Raw genomic sequence first — 17,104 nt, forward strand, 5'->3', positions numbered from 1 at the left:
CGAGGTCCGACAAAACTCCGGGTCAGACTGGGGCTCGTTATCGGGCGAGACAAAGATGTCCTGCTCCTTCGCCGGTGTGCCGGCTCGGGATGTTGCGAAAGCCACTTTCGCAACCTTCACCGTTGCGAAAGTGGCTTTCGCAACGTCGCCGACCCACCGGGCCGCGCTGGCCCCCGACGTCGCGAAAGCCACTTTCGGGACATCAGGCGTCCCGAAAGTGGCTTTCGCGACACCCGAAGCCGGCAGAAGCGGCTGAAGGGCGCTTCTGCTCCCCTCAGACCCGTTCCAGCTCGAAGACCGGGATGACCCGGCTCGTCTTGCTCTGGTACTCGGCGAACTGCGGCATGAGAGTGGACTGCCTGCCGTAGACGTCTTCGCGCTCGGAGCCGGTGAGCACCCGCGCGCGGACCGGGAAGGTCTCGGTGCCGAGCTCGACCTTGGTGTCCGGATTGGCCACCAGGTTGTGGAACCACGCCGGATTGTCGCCGGCGCCGCCCTTGCTGGCGAAGATGTAGATCCGGTCGCCCTCCAGGAGCGGGACGAGCGGCGCGATCCGTTCCTTGCCGGACTTCGCGCCGGTGTGGTGCACGAGGACCAGCGGGAAGCCCTCGAACATGCCGCCCGCCTTGCCGCCGGTCTGGCGGAACTCGGCGATCACGGTGCGGTTGATCTCGTCGAAGTCGAAGTCGATCGTTTCTGCCATGGGCACGATCGTATGAGGCGTGGGGTAACCGTATCGATGCCTGAAACAGCCATGGGCATATCCATTTGTCGCACTATCATCGGTCTCATGGACCTTTTGGCCGAAACTCTCGCCGTCGGCGGCGTCCGGGGCACCGCCGGGGCCCGGATCGAAGGGTCCGGACAGTGGGGCATCCTCTGGCACCGCATCGCCGGCGCCGCCTTCTACGCCGTCACCTGCGGGACGGCCTGGCTGGACCTCCCCGGCCACCCGCCGCGGCAGCTCATGCCCGGTGACGTCGTCCTGCTGCCGAACGGTCAGGAGCACACTCTCCGCAGCGCCCCGGACGCCGCGGTCATTCCCCAGCTCTGCACGGCGGCGGAGCGGGCGCGGAAATGTGGCGGCGTGCTGCGTCTCGGCGCCGGGGACGTGCAGACCCACGTCCTCGGCGCGTCCTACGACTACGACCCGGCGGTGTCCACCCAGGTGCTCGCCACCCTGCCGGACGTGGTGCACATCCGCGCGAACCGCGGTGGAGACGGGCTGGACGACACCGTCCGGCTGCTGTCGCGGGAACTGGCCCGTCCGCAGATCGCCACCGACTTCGTCCTCAACCGGCTCGTCGACATCCTCCTGGTCCAGTTGCTGCGGGTCTGGCGGACCGAGAAACCGGCCGAGGCGCGGGGAACCTGGCTCGGTGTCCTCGGCGATCCGCTGATCAGCGTGGCGTTGACCAAGATCCACGAGGACCCGGCGAGACCGTGGACGACCGACCTGCTCGCGGCGGAGCTGGCGACCTCGCGCAGCACGCTGACCCGTCGTTTCCGCGAAACGACGGGCCGGACTCCCGGCGACTACCTGACCCAGTGGCGGATGGACCTGGCCGCGGTCCGGCTCCGCGACACCGACGAGACGGTGGACAGCATCGCCCATTCGGTCGGCTACACGTCGGTGTTCGCGTTCAGCCGGGCGTTCCGGCGCGCACGTGACCAAGCACCAGGGCAGTACCGCACCTCGGCCCGCGAGGGGCTCAGGCCGGTCGGGTGACCGGAACGACGTCGAGAAGTTCCTTCAGGCCTTCGAAATCCTGCGGATTGGTGGTGTACAACGGCATCCGGTGCGCGATGGCCACACTGGCGATCATCAGGTCGGCCACCCGGCGCCGGGGTGTCCTCCCCATCGCGAGCACGGACGCCGACACCCGGCCGAAGATCCTCGCCGCCTCGGTACCGAAGGGCAGCGGGTCGAACTCCGACTCCACGCGTTGCAGCAGATCCGTGCGCCGGGCCCGTTCGGCCGGGTCCGCGGCGTAATGCGGGCCAGCCGACAGTTCGGCGAGCGTGATCGTGCTGATCGACATCAGATCCGGCAGCTGGGCGTGATCGATCGCCCGCCGGAGGATGAGGATGTTCGTGTCGAGCAGGCCGTGGACCTCAGCGGCCATAGGGATCGTCCGCCTCCCCTTCGAGAGCGTCGTCGAGGTCCGCGCGGAACCCGTCCGGGTCGATGAGCGGAGCGTTCGCCGAGACGGCGGCGAACTGGTCGCGGGAAACGGCGTGCCGCCGACACAGCGGGACCAGCTGGGCGATGGGCGAGCCGCTACGGGTCACGGTGAAGCTTTCACCGTGCTCGACCGCGTCCATGATCTCGCCGGACCGGTTCCGGAGATCACGCTGGGAGATCTCGTGCTGAACGCTCATAGTCGCACTCTAACACCCCGTGCCCCGGTGTGCCACTGCGTGCCACGTCCCGTCAGGCCGTCTCCTCTTCCTGCTCCGGCTCGTCGGACGGCCGGGTGAACAGCCGCGTCGCCGAAAGCCGCGCGACGCCGTCCGGCTCGCCCAGTTCGTCGGTCGCGTTCCGGATCGTCGCGTCGACGGACAGGTACTTGCGGCCCGCCCGCAGATCCGCGTCGTTGCGCAGCCGCACGATCAGCGGGAACTCGCTCAGCGCGCCGGCGTCGAACAGGCCGGTGGTGTAGATCAGCTGGACACCCAGCGCCTCCGCGACCGCGCGCTGCAACTCCAGCAGGTATCCGGCGGACGCGCGGCCGATCGGGTTGTCGAGGAACAGCACGCCGGAGTGCCGGTTCCGCGCCTTGCCGCGGTTGTTCGCCCGCAGCGCCGCCAGGGTGCAGTACAGGATGATCGCCGCGGTCAGCTGCTGCCCGCCGGAGAACACGTCCCGGATCTCGGAGACCCGCTGCCGTTCGGTCCGCAGCACCGAATCCGGCTTCAGCATGTCGACCCGGAACCCCTTGGGAGCGGCGGCTTGCACGCCGCGCAGCACGAGCGAAAGCCCGTCACGCTTGACGTCCCGGCCGTCCGAGGTCTTCCCCACCGCGGCCTCGTCGACGACCTCACCCAGCTTCTCGGCGAGCACGTTCTCTTCGAGTTCGGTGAAGCGGATCCGCAGGAACTCCTGGCCCGACCAGTCGCCGAGGCCGTCCGGCAGCCGCGAAACCCGTTGCGCCGCACGGAGAGTACGCAGCGCGCCGTCGACCATGCCCTGCAGGCGGGTGATGATGCCGCCGCGGTGCCGGTCGATCTGCGCGAGATCGTCGGTGAGCGTGCGCAACCGCGGCCGCAGCGCCTCGGCCCATTCCGCGGCGTGGGCTGGCAGCTGATCGCGGCGGACCGAGATCACCTGCTGCCGTACCGGTGTGCCGAGCTTCTCGAACCGCTTGTCCGTGGCGTACTGCGCCAGCTGGTCCGCCGCGGCGCGCACCCGGCGGTCGCCCGCGTCGGCCGCGTCCTGCGCCTCGGTGAGCGAGGTGTTGAGCCGGGAGTGCCTGGTCCGCGCGGATTCGACGTCGCCGTCGAACGCCGCCTCGTCGTCCACGGCGTCCGATTTGGACAGCAGATGTGCCATGGACTCGGCCAGCAGGCCGAAACCGGACGCGGACGTCTTCGCGGACTCCAGCGTCGCTTCGGCGGCGGCACGACGCTCCTGCAGCTCCTCCCATTTCCGTGCGGCGGCCGACACCTCGAGGCTGGCGTCGTCGATCAGCGCCAGGCCGTGCTCGATGTCCTGCGGCCGCGCGTCGGAGGAGATCGCGGCCAGCGCCGACGGCTGCTCCGGGAGCTGGCTCAGTTCGGCCTTGCGGGTCGCGACGAGGCCGACGATCTCGGTGCGCTCGTCCTCCAGCACCGTGACCGCCCGGTTCGCCCGCGCCTGCGCGGCCGCCCGCGCCGAGGCGTCGGAACCGTCCGGCGTCTCCAGCAACACCGAGGCCCGCTCGCGGACGGCGTCGTCCAGTGCTTCGAGGGCCGCGCGCGCGGACGCCTCCACACTTTCGGCCTGATCGAGCTCGGCGCGGAGATCGCTGCCGACCTCGACCTTCGCGTACGCCTCGAAAGCCGACGCGAAAGTACGCCGCAACGCGTCCACCGGCTCGGTGGGCGCGGGATCGTCCTCGGTGACGTCACTCGATCCGGGGACCTCGGCCAGTTCCGACTTCGCTGTCGTCGCCGTACGCCGGTTCCCGTCGGCGGTGCGCTGCTCCTCACCGGCCTGCTCACGCAGCCGGGACGCCTTCGCCGCGGCTTCGGACGCCGTCGACTCGGCCCGCTCGGCGGTCTCCGTCGCGCGTTCGACGTCGTCCGTCCACTCGGGGATCTTCGCGGCACGCGCGGCCAGGGTCTCCAGGCCGCGAACCCGCTCCCCTGCCTCCGCCGAAGCCGCGCGCAGCTCGGGGACTCGCTCCCGCAACCCGGTCGCCTTCTCGCCGAGGCGCTGGAACTCCTTCTCCGCCTGCTCCAGCGCGGTCTGCGCGGTCTCGTGCGCGGTGCGCGCGTTCTGCCGCTGCTCGGCCAGCGTCGCGATGCTGCCGGGCGGGTAGTCCTCGCGCCAGGTCTTGAGTTTCCACGACAGCGCGCTGTCGTCGGCCAGCGACGCTGTCAGCGCTTCCAGGCGGCGCTGCCGTTCCGCGTGCCGGAGCGCGATCGCCTCGCGCTCGGCGTCGGCGGCTTCCTCGTCGTACATCGCCGGGTTGGGCGGCACGAGGAACTCGATGCCCGCCTCGCCCGGCAGGCGGTCGGCCGTGGTGGCCTCGGTCGTGGCGACCGGGATGATCGTGCTGGGCAGCAGTCGCCGCTCCGCCAGGACCTTCTCGGCGAGCCGGACCTGCTCCGGTTCGTTGAGCAGGATCCCCGAGACCAGCTGGGGCGCGCGGGCCAGCACGGCCGCCCGCCGCTTCTTGTCCAAAGTGGACAGATAGCGCCAGCCGGACCACGCGTTCATCCCGGCGGCTTCCAACGCGTCCAAGGCGGCCTGGACCTCTTCGGGGGCGGGCAGGAGACCGCCCGAGCCCAGCGCGTTCAGCGCGCGCTCGTCGACCGATTCCTCCATCCGCAGCGCGGTCTGTTCCTTCTCCGCGGCCGAACCCGCCTCGCGCAGCCGTTCCAGCAGCACCGGGAGATCGGTCTCCAGTGCGACGTCGTCCGCGCCGAGGAGTTCACTCAGCCGGGGTTCGACGGCGAGCGCGTCAGTGCGCCGGTTGGCCCTGTCGAGCTCGTCGGCCGCGCGTTCCAGCCGGTCCTTTGTGGACCCGGCGAGCCGGTGCGCGTCGTTGACGGTGACCTGCGCGGACCGCAGGTCCTCGGCGACGCGTTCGAGTTCCTGCTCACGGCGGACGAGTTCCGCGGCCGCCGTCTCGGCCTCGGCCCTGGCGGCTCGCGCCGCTTCGGCGACGTCGGCCCCGGCCTTGAGCGCGCCGGACCGGACGGTTTCCGCGATCTCCTCACGGATCTCGGCGATCCGCGCGCCGAGCCCGCGGGCCTCCGCCCGGCGCGAGGCCGCGAGGTTCGCCGACTCGTCCCGTTCGGCTTGGGCTTTCTCCGCTTCGGCACGCAGAGCGCCGACGTGCGCTTCGGCCTTCGCGGCCTGATCGGTCGCGTTCTTGGCCAGCGCCAGCAATCCCCTGGCGAGCGCGGTGGCCGCGGTGTTGCGCGCCTGCAGCGCGGGCTGCGCCTTCTGTTCGCGGTTTCCCACCAGTTCCCGGAAATCGCGGGCCTTGCGGGCGGCGTTGAGGTGGTTGAGCACGGTGGCGCATTCACGCCAGGCCTCGGCGGCGGTCTTGGCCTCGGCCAGTTCGCCGTCGATCCGCTTCTTGCTCTCCTGGGCCTCGTCGAGCCGCAGTTTCCCGACCAGGCGCCGGAGTTCGGTGACCCCGGCGGCGAGACGGCGGTGGTCGCCCTCGGCCAGTTTCTCCGCGGACTTCACCTCGTCGACGTGCTGGGCGAGCCCGCTCAGCCGCTCGTTCTCCAGCTTGTCGCGGGCGGCGACCTGACCGGCGAGCGTCCGCATCTCGGCGCGGGCCGCGTCGGCGAGCTTCCGCGACGCGGCGGCGACGCCTTCCTCCTCCGCCAGCGGAGCGAGCAGTTCGAGCGCTCCCGCGACGAAGTCCCGCTCCGACAGCAGGTCCCCGCGCTGGGCGAGGTTGTGCGCGTAGGTCGCGACGACCTCGGCGAGGTCCTTCGGTTCCTCCTCCGAAAGGACCGCGCGGAGCAGGAACTCGACGAACGCCTCGTCGGTGCTGAACGCGAAGGCGTCCGCCGCCTCGCCCTCACCGGCGTTCATCGCGCGCTGGTACCGGAAAAGCTCGGTGTCGAGGCCGAGGCCGTCGAGCCGGGACGTCCATTCGTGGTGACGCCGGGTCCAGAACAGCTCCAGTTCCGGCTCGCCGCCGTGCACCTTGTCGAGCTGGTCGTGGAAACCGGACATCGTCAGCAGCCTGCCGTCCGACGTCAGCGGCAGCGAGTCCAGATCGAGCGACGGCGTGGGACGGAAGCAGTACCAGGAGTCGACGAGGTTCTCCGAATCCGCCGACACCACGTGCCCGCGCCATTCCGACACCTTGCCGGTGATCACCCGGTGGCCGGTCTCGACCTGCAGCCACTCCAGCACGACGTGCGAGACGTCCTTGGCGGCGACGAACTTCTCCAGCACCTTGGTGTTGGTCGTGCCGACGACCTGACGGCGGCCGGGCAGCATGACCGAGAAGATCAGCTTGATCAGGACGGACTTGCCGCCGCCGTTCTCCAGGAACAGCACGCTCGCGGGCGACGGGCGCCGCGGCGGACCCTCCCCCGCCAGGTGGATCCCGGCGCTGAACAGCGCGTCCTGCTTGGGCGCGGTGATGGCCGCGCCGACGCCGCTGAAGTCCAGCACGACGTCCTGGTACCGCGCGCCAGCCGGGCCCACCGAGTGCAGGCGAACCCGCGAAAGCTCGTACATCGACTCCCCTCCCCTTATCTGAGAACCCGCGTCCGCGATCGCGTCGCCAGGACGCTGGTTCCCGTCGCCACCCACGCCGCGCCGTCCGGCGCCCTGCCGCCGCGATAGCGGGGCCTACGGCCAGGGCGGGTTCCTGTCGGCTGATTTCCGTTCACCACTGCTGCTCCGCCCACCAGCCGTTACAGCGTGTCCGACGAAGTGGCACGCAGGGTCCCGCCGCCGTTGGCGACCGAGACCACGTTCAGCTCCAGCAGATCGTCGAAGGCCGCGTCGGCGGCGAGTTCGCGCACCTGCACCTGATAGCGCGGCGTCGTGCGATAGGTCCCGCCCTGTTCCCCGCTGACCTGGACGAGAAAGCCTTGGTCGGCAAGGAAACGCAGGGCTCGCGCGACCATGCCGCGCGTGGTGTCCGACGCCAGCCTGCCGTCCTTGGTCGCCGCGGCCGCCGGACGCCGGGCGTAGGCGCGCCAGGCCTGTTCGAGTTCGGGCGCGTCGGCCAGCGGGTCGTTGTTCGCCTCGGCCTCCGCCGCGCGCTCGTCGAGGATCCGGCAGGCCTCGCGCACCATCGCGTCCACCTGCTCGACGCTGACGCGGCCGATGTAGGTGTCGTTGGCCAGGTCGTCCGGGCGCGGGTAGCCGAGCGCGGCGGTCGCCAGGTGGACGAGGCCGTGCAGGACCTTCTCGGTCTCGCGGCGTTCCCGGATCTTGCTCTGGCGCGCGTAGCTGTCCATCTTGATCTCGAACACGGACTCGTCGGTCGCCGCCAGCACGGCACCGGCCTGGAGGTTGACCTCCAGCACCATCAGCCCGAGTCCGGCCGCGACCGCGTGGGTGAGCTGTTTGAACGCCCTGTCCTCGCCGTAGCGCCGGACGAGGTCGCCGTACACGACGTCCCGCGACGGCAGCTGCTTCGGACGCATGCCGAACGAAACGAGCCGGGCCGCGGATTCGACGTCCCCTGTAGAAATCCCCGTCGTCACGCGACCTCCTCCTCTTCTTCGTGGCGATCGACCCTGGCCGACGAAAGCAGCAGATCCGCTCCGCCGAACTCGGGATCTTCGAGCACCGTGCCGTCGTCGACGGCCAGCAGCACCTGGCGCTCCCCCAGCCGCAGCGCCGCACCGACCTCGGGACTGTAGGCGTGCACCGCCCGCAACGCGACCAGGGCGGGCAGCCTCGGATCGATCAGGCGGGCCTCTTCGAGCAGCCCGGACAGCCTTCGCGGCACCTCGGGCAGGTCGAGCAGGTCGTCGGCGAGGCGCCACTGCTCGTCGCCGAACTTGTCGGTGACGTCGGCGGGCATCAGCTCGGGTTCGGGGATCTCGCCGACGAGCTGGTCGCGTTCCGGTGCCGGCCTCAGCAACAGCGACACCAGCGAGGACAGCGACGGCACGGTCGGTGGCGAGATCCCGGCACAGGCGTGGAAGAACGACTCGGCTGGCGCGACGGCTTCGGCGATCGGCAGGCCCAGCGTCGGCAGCAGGAGCTGGCCGAACAGGTCGATCGTCGCGCGCTGCGGCGGCCCGGAGAACTGCTGGCGGTCCTGTTCGGCGCGGAACACCGCGCCCGCGTCGGCGAGACGCGACTGCAACCGGGTGTGGCGGCGGATGCAGTCGCCGACGATGTCGACGAGTTCGGCGGCCCGGCGTTTGCGGTCGAGGTCCTCGGTCTCGTCCCTCGACGCGGTGATGTTCTTGAGGATCGCGTTCTCGGCGCGGAAGCGGGACTCGATATGGGAAAGCGCCTGGTCCAGCAGGTCCGGGACCTCGCGTTCCCAGTCGACCGCGCGGACGTCTCGCCGGGTGGCGTCGAGTTTGGCGCGCAGCGTCTCGCCGTACTGGACGGTCCGGTAGCGGGCCTGTTCGGCGGCGAGCTTGGCGTCGGCGAGGCGGCCGCGGCTGATCAGGTTCTCCAGTTTGACCTCGGCCGCGATCTGGGCGGATTCGACGTCGGTGTCCAGCGCGCCGACGAGCACGTTGATCGCTTCGTCGGTGGCGCGCAGGTAGACCTCGCCGTTGGGCGCGGCCAGCTCGACCAGCAGTTTGAAGTCGAACTGGCGGCGCTGGTAGCCACCGCCGGGGCCGATGGAGCCGTAGACGCGGCGGAACCCGCGATCGGTGGTGCCGACGTTGATCAAGTTGTCGAGGACCCACCGGGCGACCTTGGCGTGCTCGTCCGGCGTCCGGCCGGGTGCCTGGAGCGCGACGAACGGCAGCAGCCGCACGATCACCTGTTCGTGGTCGGCGCCGGTGTCGAAGTCCATCGACACGGTGACCTGGTCGATCGTGTGCAGGGCGATCTCGGCCATCTGGTAGATCGTGGCGTCCGCCCAGTCCAGCTTCGCCTTGCGCGCGTCGAGGTCGTGCAAGGGCGCGGTGCAGGCCAGCGCCTTGAGGCGGCGGGTCAGCCCCTCGTCGGCCAGCCCCATCCCGGTCAGCTCGTCGTCTCGCACAGCAGGCCAGGCTAGTCGCCGCCCCCGGCACCCCGCACGGGTGACCGGCCTCGGCTCAGGTGTGGATGTAGGACTGGATCAGGATCGAGGGTTCGGCGCCCCCTCGATGCTGCAGGATCGTCCGGTCACCGCCCGCGCAATCCCGCCCCGCGTAGCCCCACTGCCGCTCCGCGCTGCGGTTCGCCATCGACCGCGCCGGGAACGGCAGGGCGACGCACTGGCGTCCGTCGCCTGCCCAATCCGGCGGAAGCTGGACCTTGGCCCCGCCGTAGCCGGGTTCCGGCCAGAAGCAGAGGAAACCCTCCACGCAGTCCGGGGCGACGGCCGCCGCCGGGGCCGAGCCGGAGCGATCCGTGGACAGCGCGAACACGACGGCGGCGACGGCGAGCCCGGCCGTCACGCCCGAACCCACCCGGATCGCGCGTCTTCGCCACGGCTTGGCGCGCGGCTGGCCCGTCTTCACCTCGCTCCGGATCCCGTCGAAGCGCTCGAACAGTTCGGGTTTGCCGCAGCCCCGCAGATAGCAGCGCAACTGCCCGGCCGTCGGCAGCAGGCCGTTTTCGATGTTGGAGACCCGCTGCCGGGTCAGCGCGTCCTGACCGAGCACGGATCGTTTGGCGACGCATTCTTGAGTGAGCGTTCCGCGCTCCTCGCGCAGCAGCGCACCGAACTCCTTCGCAGTGGACATGGTCCACCCCCTCCCCATCGCCATTCTGACGCAGCCGGTCACGGTGTCGCGGGACAAGACGCGACACGGCGTGACACCGTTTTCCCTGGTGAGACGCATGTTCGGCTGCTGTCGTGGAGGTGTCGGACAACCGATCAGGGAGGAATTAACCATGAAACGTTCACTCGTTCCGGTGGCCGCGGCAGTCGCTTTGCTCATCTCGGGCGCGAGCTGGGCGCCGGCTTCGGCGTCGGAGGACGGCAACTGCACCCCCGTCGTGAACTGGTGCGGCGGGGTCTTCAACGACACCTCACGCGTCGTCACGGTGTCCAAGAACTTCAACGGCCAGATCTACACCGACACCACCCCCCTCAGCCCCGGCGGGCGGACCGGCCCGCGCACCGACATCGACGGCGTGCGGATCCCGGTGGGCTGCACCGCGCATCTGCGCACGATCGTCAACCGATGGGGCGGGGAGGACTACGACGGCGGCCCGGCCTACGCGTCGGGCACCTGGCACCGCATCCACGACGACGAGGTCGTCAAGATCACCCGGCTCGCCTGCCGGTAGCCGGAACCGGTGCTGCCCGGTGACCGGGGGTCCGGGCAGCACCACCCACGGGTGACTGGGGGCTGCTCACCGCCGCGCGCCCCGGTAACGTCTGGTTCATGCGTGAAATGAGCCGGGACGAGTGGTGGCGATTCGCGAGTGAGGGCACCCGGACGGGCATGCTCGGCCTGGTCCGCGCGAACGGGGCGGCGATCGTGACGCCGGTGTGGTTCCTGCTGAACGAGGGGCCCGACGGTGACGAGCTGATCTTCACCACCGGCACGGACACGCTCAAAGGGAAGGCGCTGCGGCGCGACCCGCGGCTTTCGCTGGCCGTCGACGACCAGAAGCCGCCGTACTCGTACGTGCAGTTCACCGCCGAGGCCGTGTTGCACAGCGACTACGACGAGATGCTCGAATGGGCGACCAGGCTCGGTGGCCGGTACATGGGCGCGGACCAGGCCGATGCCTACGGCAGGCGCAACGCCGTACCCGAGGAATCCTTGGTGCGGGCCAAAATCGTAAAGGTGATCGCGCGGGCCGACATCGCGGGCTGACGCCTGGTCTCTGCCGTGAACTGATGAGCGTTGCGAAAGCCACTTTCGTAACGTCGAAGGTTGCGAAAGTGGCTTTCGCAGCACCGCTCTGCCCGGCACACCTCAACGACACGGCACTCACGACCACCGTGTCCCACTGGCAGCGACACCCGGATGCGCCGACCATCCGTGACACTCCGTGTTGATGTCGGTCGACTATTGACACGAAGCACCCACTGGTGTGTGATCTGAGCCATAGATAGGAAAGTTTCCTAACTAAACCTTCCGCCGTTGCACCTCCCCGTCCCCCACTTCACGCATGGAGGCTCCAGTGGCACCCCGACCCCCGTGGCGCGCGGTTCTCACGTGTGCCGCCGCGACGGCGATGACCCTCGCCGTCCTGCCTGCCTTTCCGGCCGGCGCGGCACCGACCGACTACGAATCCGAAGCCGCGACGATCTCCCAAGGCGCCGTCGAGAAGAACCACGCGGGCTATTCCGGCACCGGGTTCGTGAACTTCGACAACGTCGTCGGCAGCTATGTCGAGTACACGGTGAACGCCGCGCAGGCCGGAACCCAGACACTGACTTTCCGCTACGCCAACGGAACCACGGTCGACAGGCCGGTTTCGCTGAGTATCAACGGCACCGCCGCCGGGACTTTGTCGTTCCCCGGCACCGGCGCGTGGACCACCTGGAAGACCGTCACGAAAGACGTCGCACTGGCCGCCGGGGCCAACAAGATCCGCACGACCGCGACGACCGCGGAAGGCGGTCCCAACGCGGACAAGCTCACCGCGAGCGGGGTGTCCGACGCCGAAGCGCCGACCCCGCCCAAGAACCTGGCCGCCAAGGACATCAAGGCCCGCAGCGCCACCTTCACCTGGGAAGCCGCGACCGACAACGTCGGCGTGGTCCGCTACGACGTCATGCGCGGCGGCAACATCCTCAAGTCCGTCGACGGGAACACGCTCACCGCGACCGTCGACAACCTGCAGCCGAACACGGCCTACGACATCTCGGTCGGCGCCTTCGACGCGGCCGGAAACCCTTCGCAGCAAAGCAATGTCGTGCAGTTCACCACACCGTCCAGCGGGGACACCACCCCGCCGACCGTGCCGGGCAACGTGCGCTCGACATCGGTGACCGCGAACAGCGTCTCCTTGGCGTGGAACGCTTCCACGGACGACAGCGGCACCGTCGCCGGGTATGACGTCTACCAGGGCACCACGAAGGTCGCGACGACCCCGTCCCTCGACGCCACGATCACCGGGCTGACGGCGAACACGTCGTACACGTTCACGGTGAAAGCGCGCGACCTCGAAGGCAACGTCTCCGCCGCGAGCACCGCGGTGACCGCGAAGACGAGCGGGGCCGCGGGCGGCGGGATCCCAGAGTACGACAAGGACATCACGAAGGCGGACCTCGCCTGGTCGGTCGACTTCCTACCGGACGGCAGCGCGCTGGCGACCGAACGGGACCGGTTCGAGATCCTGCGGATCACGCCGTCGGGCCAGAAGACCACGGTGGGCAAGGTCCCCGGCGCGGTCGGCACCAACGGCGAGGGCGGCCTGCTCGGCATCGCGATCTCGCCGAACTACGCCACCGATCACGCGATCTACCTGTACCACACGGCTTCCGGCGACAACCGCATCGTGAAGATGACCTACGACAACGGGACGCTGTCCTCGACGTCGACGCCGGTGCTCACCGGGATCGCCAAGAACCGCTACCACAACGGCGGGCGGATCCGCTTCGGCCCGGACGGCAAGCTCTACGTGACCGCCGGCGACGGGCAGAACAAGGACACCGCGCAGAACAAGGGCTCGCTCAACGGGAAGATCCTGCGGGTCAATCCCGACGGTTCGGCGCCGGGTGACAACCCATTCTTCTCCACCGGGGGCAACGCCCGCTACGTCTGGAGCTTCGGGCACCGCAACCCGCAGGGCCTGGCGTGGGACTCCCGCGGCCAGCTGTGGGCTTCGGAGTTCGGTGACGGCAAGCTGGACGAGCTCAACCTGATCCAGAAGGGCGGCAACTTCGGCTGGCCCCAGTGCGAAGGCACCGATGGCTCCTGCGGAGGCACTGTCGCGCCGAAGAAGACCTGGCCGACCAGCTCCGGCGGGCCGAGCGGGATCGAGATCGTCAACGACTGGATCTACGTCGCGGCCGTCACGAGCGAGCAGCTCTTCGCCACCCAGATCAACGCGGCGGGCAACGGCGTCGGTTCGGTGCAGTCGCTGTTCTCCGGCCGCTGGGGCAGGCTCCGGTCGGTCACCAAGACCCCGGACGGCGGCCTGTGGGTCACCTCGACCAACGCCGACAAGAACGGCGGCACGCCGAGCGGGATCGACAACGTGGTGGTGCGGCTGAAGTTCCCCGGTGGTTCGCAGCCGGGAGCGTTCAAGCTGGCCAGCTCCGCGTTCGCCGACAACGCCTCGATTCCGGACAAGTACTCCTGCGCCGGTGACGGCACCGCCGGTCAGGACACCTCCCCGCCGCTGGCGTGGGGTGCCGGGACCACCGGCGCCAAGGGCTACGCGATCGTCTTCGCCGACGTGGCCAACAGCGACAACAAACTGCACTGGGCGATCTGGGACATCCCGGCCTCCGCGGCGTCGCTGCCCGAAGGCCTGGGAGCGGGCTACTCCGTCCCGAACCAGAACGGCGCCAAGCAGAAGGCCATGGGCAGCGGGGCGAACTCGCAGAAGTACTTCGGCCCCTGCCCCGGCGGCTCCAGCCATCCCTACACGTTCACGCTCTACGCGCTGAACACGGCGACGGTGCCGGGCTTGTCCTCGTCCTCGACGATGGCGCAGATCGAGACGGCGATCAAGAACGCCTCGACGGCCAACGTCAAACTGCGCGGCAACTCCAAAGCCGCGTCCTGAGTCACGGCCGGGGTGTCCGGAGCGGCGCCGGGCACCCCGACCGTATCCAGTGTGAACTGGAGGAACGCCACCCCGTCCGGGTTTTCCCGGCGGGGTGGCGTTTTCACGGGAACGGCCTAGGCTTCGGCCGGTGAAGGACTGGAAGTTCTGCCCGCGCTGCGGCGACCGGACAAGGCTCGCCGGCGACGGCGAAGACACCCGCGCCGAGTGCCCCGCCTGCGGCTTCACCAAATACGACAACCCGCTGCCGACCACGGTCGGTCTCATCCTCGACGGCGACCGGATCCTGCTGCTGCGCCGGGAACACGAGCCCCGGAAGGGCAGCTGGGACACCGTCGGCGGTTTCCTCTCCGGTGCCGAGACCGCCGAGGAGAGCCTCGTCCGCGAAGGACTCGAAGAGATCGGCTGCGAACTCCGGAACCTGAGGTTCGCCGGATCGTACTCATCGGTCTACGGCGACACCGGCTTGAAGACGATCGGGCTCGCCTTCACCTGCGAACTCCCGCCGGACGCGGAGATCGTGCTGTCGGAAGAGAATTCCGAATACGCCTGGTTCCCCTTGGCCGACCGCCCGCCGCTCGCCTTCGCCGATGTCGAGGCCGCGGCCGCCGCGCTCACCAGCCGAACAGGTTCCGCATGATCCGCGAGCAGCGCTCGGTCATCGCCGCGGCGTCCTGATCGGGCTGGTCGATCCACCAGCTGATCAGTGAATCGACCACACCGGTCCACACCTGGGCGATCGCCTCGATGTCGCGGTCGTCGTCCAGCCCGCGTGAGTGCATCAGCTGGGCGGCGCCGATCAGCGCGAACCCGTCGAGCCGGTAGCGGTAGTCGACGGCGACGCCGGCGATCTCACCGGTCGAGGGCACCGTCGGGTCACGCAGCAGCTTCCACGCGTACCGGTCGTTGTCGAACGTCTCGAAAATGGCCGAGAGCACCGCGAGCGGCATGCGTTCCGGCGGCTCGCCCTCCGCCGCCATCGTCTCGGCGACCCCTTCGGTCAGCCTGTCCCCCGCGCGGTTCAGGCACGCGAGGTACAACCCGTCCTTCGAGCCGAAGTACTGGTACAGCAAGGGTTTCGTGACGCCGACCCGGCGGGCGATCTCCACCATCGACGCCCCGGCGTACCCGTTCTTGCCGAACTCCTCCGTCCCGGCGCGCACGATCTGGGTTTCCCGCTCTTCACGGGGCATCCCCTTCGTGCCGACGGCCCTTGCTTCAGTCACGGCGGTTATCTTACCCTGAGGTAAATGACCCTAGGGTAAGTTACCTGATAGTCAGATCACGAGTCCTGGAAGAGGGTGCGGCGCGGTGGCGGAGTTTCTTGCCCATCTGAGTGACCCGGTGCTGATGGCGACACCGGTGTTCCTGCTGTTCGTCGCGATCGAGATCCTCGCGCTGCACGTGCTCGGCCACGACGACAACGTCATCGGCTACAGCGTCAAGGACACCAGGACCAGCATGTCCATGGGCGCGGTGGCGGTGGTGATCAACGGCGTCTTCCGGATCGCCATGCTGTTCGTGTTCGCCGCGCTCTACGAGCTGGCGCCGGTGAAGTTCAGCCCGCACGACTGGTGGACCTGGGTCCTGATGCTGCTGGGCCAGGAGATCGTCTTCTACGCCTATCACCGGGCCAGCCATCGCGTCCGGCTCATGTGGGCGGGCCACCAGGTGCACCATTCGAGTGAGCACTACAACTTCTCGACGGCGCTGCGCCAGAAGTGGACCCCGTACTTCCAGCTGCCGTTCTGGTCGATCCTCGCCTTCGCCGGCATCCCGCCGTGGATGATCCTCACCGGTTTGTCGATCGACCTCGTCTACCAGTTCTTCGTGCACACCGAGAAGATCCGGAAACTGCCGCGCTGGTTCGAGTACGTGTTCAACACGCCTTCACACCATCGTGTGCACCACGGCAGCGACAAGGAGTACCTGGACGCGAACTACGGCGGCATCCTGATCATCTGGGACCGGATGTTCGGCAGCTTCGTGCCCGAGGGCAAGCGGCCGACGTACGGGCTGACCAAGAACGTCGAGTCCCACAACCTGCTCAAGGTCGGCTTCCACGAGTATGGCTCGATCCTGCGTGACGTCCGCGCGGCCGGGTCGTGGCGGGACAGGCTCGGCTACGTGTTCGGCCCGCCGGGCTGGCAGCCCGCGAAGGTCGAGGCGGCCTAGGATAGCGCGGCGGAGAGGACCTCACCGGTCCGGCGTTTGGCGAGGTAGAACGCCGCCTCGTGCGGTTTGGCCCCGTTGTCGACGGTGTAGCCGCTGTCCAGGACGCCGTCCGCGCCGGGGAACAGCGGGCCGAGGTCCGGTTTCGCGGCGACGAGGTCGTCGCGGTCGGCCAGGTTCACCCAGCTCGCGACGCCGGGCGGGACGGAGGGCGGCTGCGGGCGCGTCCGCTCGTAGACCACCGTGCGCAGGCCGAGCGGCGAACCGAGGGTGAGCAGCAACGGCAGCGGGCGGCCGTGCAGATGAGCGGCTTCGTAGGCGACGACGGAACCGAGCGAATGCCCGATGATCGCTTCGGTCTCCGGGCCGACGTGCTCGGCGACGCGGTCCTGCACCTGGTTCCGGATCGTCTCGTCGGTGAGGTAAAGCGTCACCTGTTTGAGTGCCTTGACCAGCACGCGTTCGGCGAACGCCACCCCGAGCCTCGCGAACGGCCGCAGCCGCATCAGCGCGTTCAGCACCGGACGGGCGGCGGCGCGGACACCCTGGTACTCCTCGGACGCCCCGCCGAGGTGGGACAGCTCGGTTCGCGCCCGGTTCCGGTCGCTTTCGCGAGACGACCGGGAGGCCGCGTTCCGGAGCCACTCCGCCGCCAGTGCCTCGGCAAGCCCCCACTCTTCGGCGGTCAGTTCGTCGGCGCCGCCCTGCTGGCCGTCGCGGCGGAAAAGGTCACCGTAGAAGGCCATCCGCGCGTCGCCGGGGCGGGAGTCGCGCCACAGGCTGTCGGCCAGCGCGGGATCGCCGGCGAGCCGGACCCCGCCCGCCAGACTCGGCAGCCATTCCGCCTCGAGGGTGTCCGCGGACTTCTGTTCCTGGGCGATGCCGTGCACCAGAACGATCCGAGCCATGCGGACAGTA

15 protein-coding genes are annotated in these 17,104 nt (G+C 69.4%); 6 read left to right on the forward strand and 9 right to left on the reverse strand.

Translation table 11 applies throughout. From position 1 onward, the window contains the following. Positions 1 to 274: 274 nt before the first annotated feature. Positions 275 to 703 carry a nitroreductase family deazaflavin-dependent oxidoreductase gene (locus tag AMYAL_RS0141360; protein WP_020637193.1) on the reverse strand — a complete coding sequence of 143 codons (429 nt, stop codon included), beginning with the start codon at positions 701 to 703 and terminating at the stop codon, positions 275 to 277. 87 nt (positions 704 to 790) lie between these two features. On the opposite strand from AMYAL_RS0141360, the gene AMYAL_RS0141365 reads away from it, so the two are divergent. Continuing rightward, positions 791 to 1,729 (forward strand): AraC family transcriptional regulator, encoded by a 939-nt coding sequence (locus tag AMYAL_RS0141365; RefSeq protein ID WP_020637194.1) that lies wholly within the window; start codon positions 791 to 793, stop codon positions 1,727 to 1,729. Here the strand turns inward: AMYAL_RS0141365 and AMYAL_RS0141370 are convergent. The 6 genes from AMYAL_RS0141370 to AMYAL_RS0141395 form a co-directional block, all read right to left on the reverse strand. Next, positions 1,713 to 2,126, reverse strand: coding sequence for a type II toxin-antitoxin system VapC family toxin (locus AMYAL_RS0141370; protein WP_020637195.1), 414 nt, complete (start codon positions 2,124 to 2,126; stop codon positions 1,713 to 1,715). The genes AMYAL_RS0141365 and AMYAL_RS0141370 overlap by 17 nt on opposite strands. After that, on the reverse strand, positions 2,116 to 2,382 hold the full coding sequence (locus AMYAL_RS0141375) for a type II toxin-antitoxin system Phd/YefM family antitoxin (RefSeq protein WP_020637196.1): 267 nt from the start codon (positions 2,380 to 2,382) through the stop codon (positions 2,116 to 2,118). Before AMYAL_RS0141375 ends, AMYAL_RS0141370 begins: the two co-directional genes overlap by 11 nt. A 52-nt stretch (positions 2,383 to 2,434) precedes the next feature. Then, a complete protein-coding gene (locus tag AMYAL_RS0141380; RefSeq protein ID WP_020637197.1) occupies positions 2,435 to 6,919 on the reverse strand; it encodes a hypothetical protein in 4,485 nt (1,494 codons plus the stop codon). Between the two features lie 179 nt (positions 6,920 to 7,098). Beyond that, the gene (locus AMYAL_RS0141385) at positions 7,099 to 7,839 is read right to left on the reverse strand and encodes a hypothetical protein (RefSeq protein ID WP_051137743.1); all 741 of its coding nucleotides are present in this window, start codon (positions 7,837 to 7,839) and stop codon (positions 7,099 to 7,101) included. Positions 7,840 to 7,895: 56 nt separating this feature from the next. Next, on the reverse strand, positions 7,896 to 9,347 hold the full coding sequence (locus AMYAL_RS0141390; protein WP_020637199.1) for a hypothetical protein: 1,452 nt from the start codon (positions 9,345 to 9,347) through the stop codon (positions 7,896 to 7,898). Positions 9,348 to 9,426: 79 nt separating this feature from the next. Beyond that, positions 9,427 to 10,059, reverse strand: coding sequence for a peptidase inhibitor family I36 protein (locus AMYAL_RS0141395; RefSeq protein ID WP_020637200.1), 633 nt, complete (start codon positions 10,057 to 10,059; stop codon positions 9,427 to 9,429). Between the two features lie 151 nt (positions 10,060 to 10,210). Here AMYAL_RS0141395 and AMYAL_RS0141400 point away from each other — a divergent pair, with 151 nt between their 5' ends. The 4 genes from AMYAL_RS0141400 (at position 10,211) to AMYAL_RS0141415 (ending at position 14,654) form a co-directional block, all read left to right on the forward strand. Next, entirely contained in the window at positions 10,211 to 10,609 is a 399-nt protein-coding gene (locus AMYAL_RS0141400; protein WP_020637201.1) for a hypothetical protein, read from the forward strand. A 98-nt stretch (positions 10,610 to 10,707) separates the two neighbouring features. Next, the gene (locus AMYAL_RS0141405; RefSeq protein ID WP_026467878.1) at positions 10,708 to 11,145 is read left to right on the forward strand and encodes a PPOX class F420-dependent oxidoreductase; all 438 of its coding nucleotides are present in this window, start codon (positions 10,708 to 10,710) and stop codon (positions 11,143 to 11,145) included. A gap of 364 nt (positions 11,146 to 11,509) precedes the next feature. Continuing rightward, on the forward strand, positions 11,510 to 14,014 hold the full coding sequence (locus AMYAL_RS0141410) for a PQQ-dependent sugar dehydrogenase (protein ID WP_020637203.1): 2,505 nt from the start codon (positions 11,510 to 11,512) through the stop codon (positions 14,012 to 14,014). Positions 14,015 to 14,144: 130 nt separating this feature from the next. Then, positions 14,145 to 14,654, forward strand: a complete 510-nt coding sequence (locus tag AMYAL_RS0141415) for an NUDIX domain-containing protein (protein ID WP_020637204.1) — start codon at positions 14,145 to 14,147, stop codon at positions 14,652 to 14,654. On the opposite strand, the gene AMYAL_RS0141420 is transcribed toward AMYAL_RS0141415, so the two are convergent. Continuing rightward, positions 14,629 to 15,240: a TetR/AcrR family transcriptional regulator gene (locus AMYAL_RS0141420; RefSeq protein ID WP_245193338.1), complete on the reverse strand. Its 612-nt coding sequence runs from the start codon at positions 15,238 to 15,240 to the stop codon at positions 14,629 to 14,631. The two genes, AMYAL_RS0141415 and AMYAL_RS0141420, sit on opposite strands and share 26 nt — an antisense overlap. Before the next feature lie 85 nt (positions 15,241 to 15,325). On the opposite strand from AMYAL_RS0141420, the gene AMYAL_RS0141425 reads away from it, so the two are divergent. Further along, entirely contained in the window at positions 15,326 to 16,189 is an 864-nt protein-coding gene (locus AMYAL_RS0141425) for a sterol desaturase family protein (protein ID WP_020637206.1), read from the forward strand. Here AMYAL_RS0141425 and AMYAL_RS0141430 read toward each other — a convergent pair. After that, positions 16,186 to 17,094 (reverse strand): hypothetical protein, encoded by a 909-nt coding sequence (locus tag AMYAL_RS0141430; RefSeq protein WP_020637207.1) that lies wholly within the window; start codon positions 17,092 to 17,094, stop codon positions 16,186 to 16,188. The two genes, AMYAL_RS0141425 and AMYAL_RS0141430, sit on opposite strands and share 4 nt — an antisense overlap. Positions 17,095 to 17,104: the final 10 nt, after the last annotated feature.

The sequence above is a fragment of the Amycolatopsis alba DSM 44262 genome (assembly GCF_000384215.1).
Classification (GTDB): domain Bacteria; phylum Actinomycetota; class Actinomycetes; order Mycobacteriales; family Pseudonocardiaceae; genus Amycolatopsis; species Amycolatopsis alba.

What these genes read in the sequence shown, in the direction of transcription:
- AMYAL_RS0141360 (WP_020637193.1), bottom strand. Translation starts at nt 703, where the DNA reads ATGGCAGAAACGATCGACTTCGACTTCGACGAGATCAACCGCACCGTG.
- AMYAL_RS0141365 (WP_020637194.1), top strand. Translation starts at nt 791, where the DNA reads ATGGACCTTTTGGCCGAAACTCTCGCCGTCGGCGGCGTCCGGGGCACC.
- AMYAL_RS0141370 (WP_020637195.1), bottom strand. Translation starts at nt 2,126, where the DNA reads ATGGCCGCTGAGGTCCACGGCCTGCTCGACACGAACATCCTCATCCTC.
- AMYAL_RS0141375 (WP_020637196.1), bottom strand. Translation starts at nt 2,382, where the DNA reads ATGAGCGTTCAGCACGAGATCTCCCAGCGTGATCTCCGGAACCGGTCC.
- AMYAL_RS0141380 (WP_020637197.1), bottom strand. Translation starts at nt 6,919, where the DNA reads ATGTACGAGCTTTCGCGGGTTCGCCTGCACTCGGTGGGCCCGGCTGGC.
- AMYAL_RS0141385 (WP_051137743.1), bottom strand. Translation starts at nt 7,839, where the DNA reads ATGCGTCCGAAGCAGCTGCCGTCGCGGGACGTCGTGTACGGCGACCTC.
- AMYAL_RS0141390 (WP_020637199.1), bottom strand. Translation starts at nt 9,347, where the DNA reads ATGGGGCTGGCCGACGAGGGGCTGACCCGCCGCCTCAAGGCGCTGGCC.
- AMYAL_RS0141395 (WP_020637200.1), bottom strand. Translation starts at nt 10,059, where the DNA reads ATGTCCACTGCGAAGGAGTTCGGTGCGCTGCTGCGCGAGGAGCGCGGA.
- AMYAL_RS0141400 (WP_020637201.1), top strand. Translation starts at nt 10,211, where the DNA reads ATGAAACGTTCACTCGTTCCGGTGGCCGCGGCAGTCGCTTTGCTCATC.
- AMYAL_RS0141405 (WP_026467878.1), top strand. Translation starts at nt 10,708, where the DNA reads ATGCGTGAAATGAGCCGGGACGAGTGGTGGCGATTCGCGAGTGAGGGC.
- AMYAL_RS0141410 (WP_020637203.1), top strand. Translation starts at nt 11,510, where the DNA reads ATGACCCTCGCCGTCCTGCCTGCCTTTCCGGCCGGCGCGGCACCGACC.
- AMYAL_RS0141430 (WP_020637207.1), bottom strand. Translation starts at nt 17,094, where the DNA reads ATGGCTCGGATCGTTCTGGTGCACGGCATCGCCCAGGAACAGAAGTCC.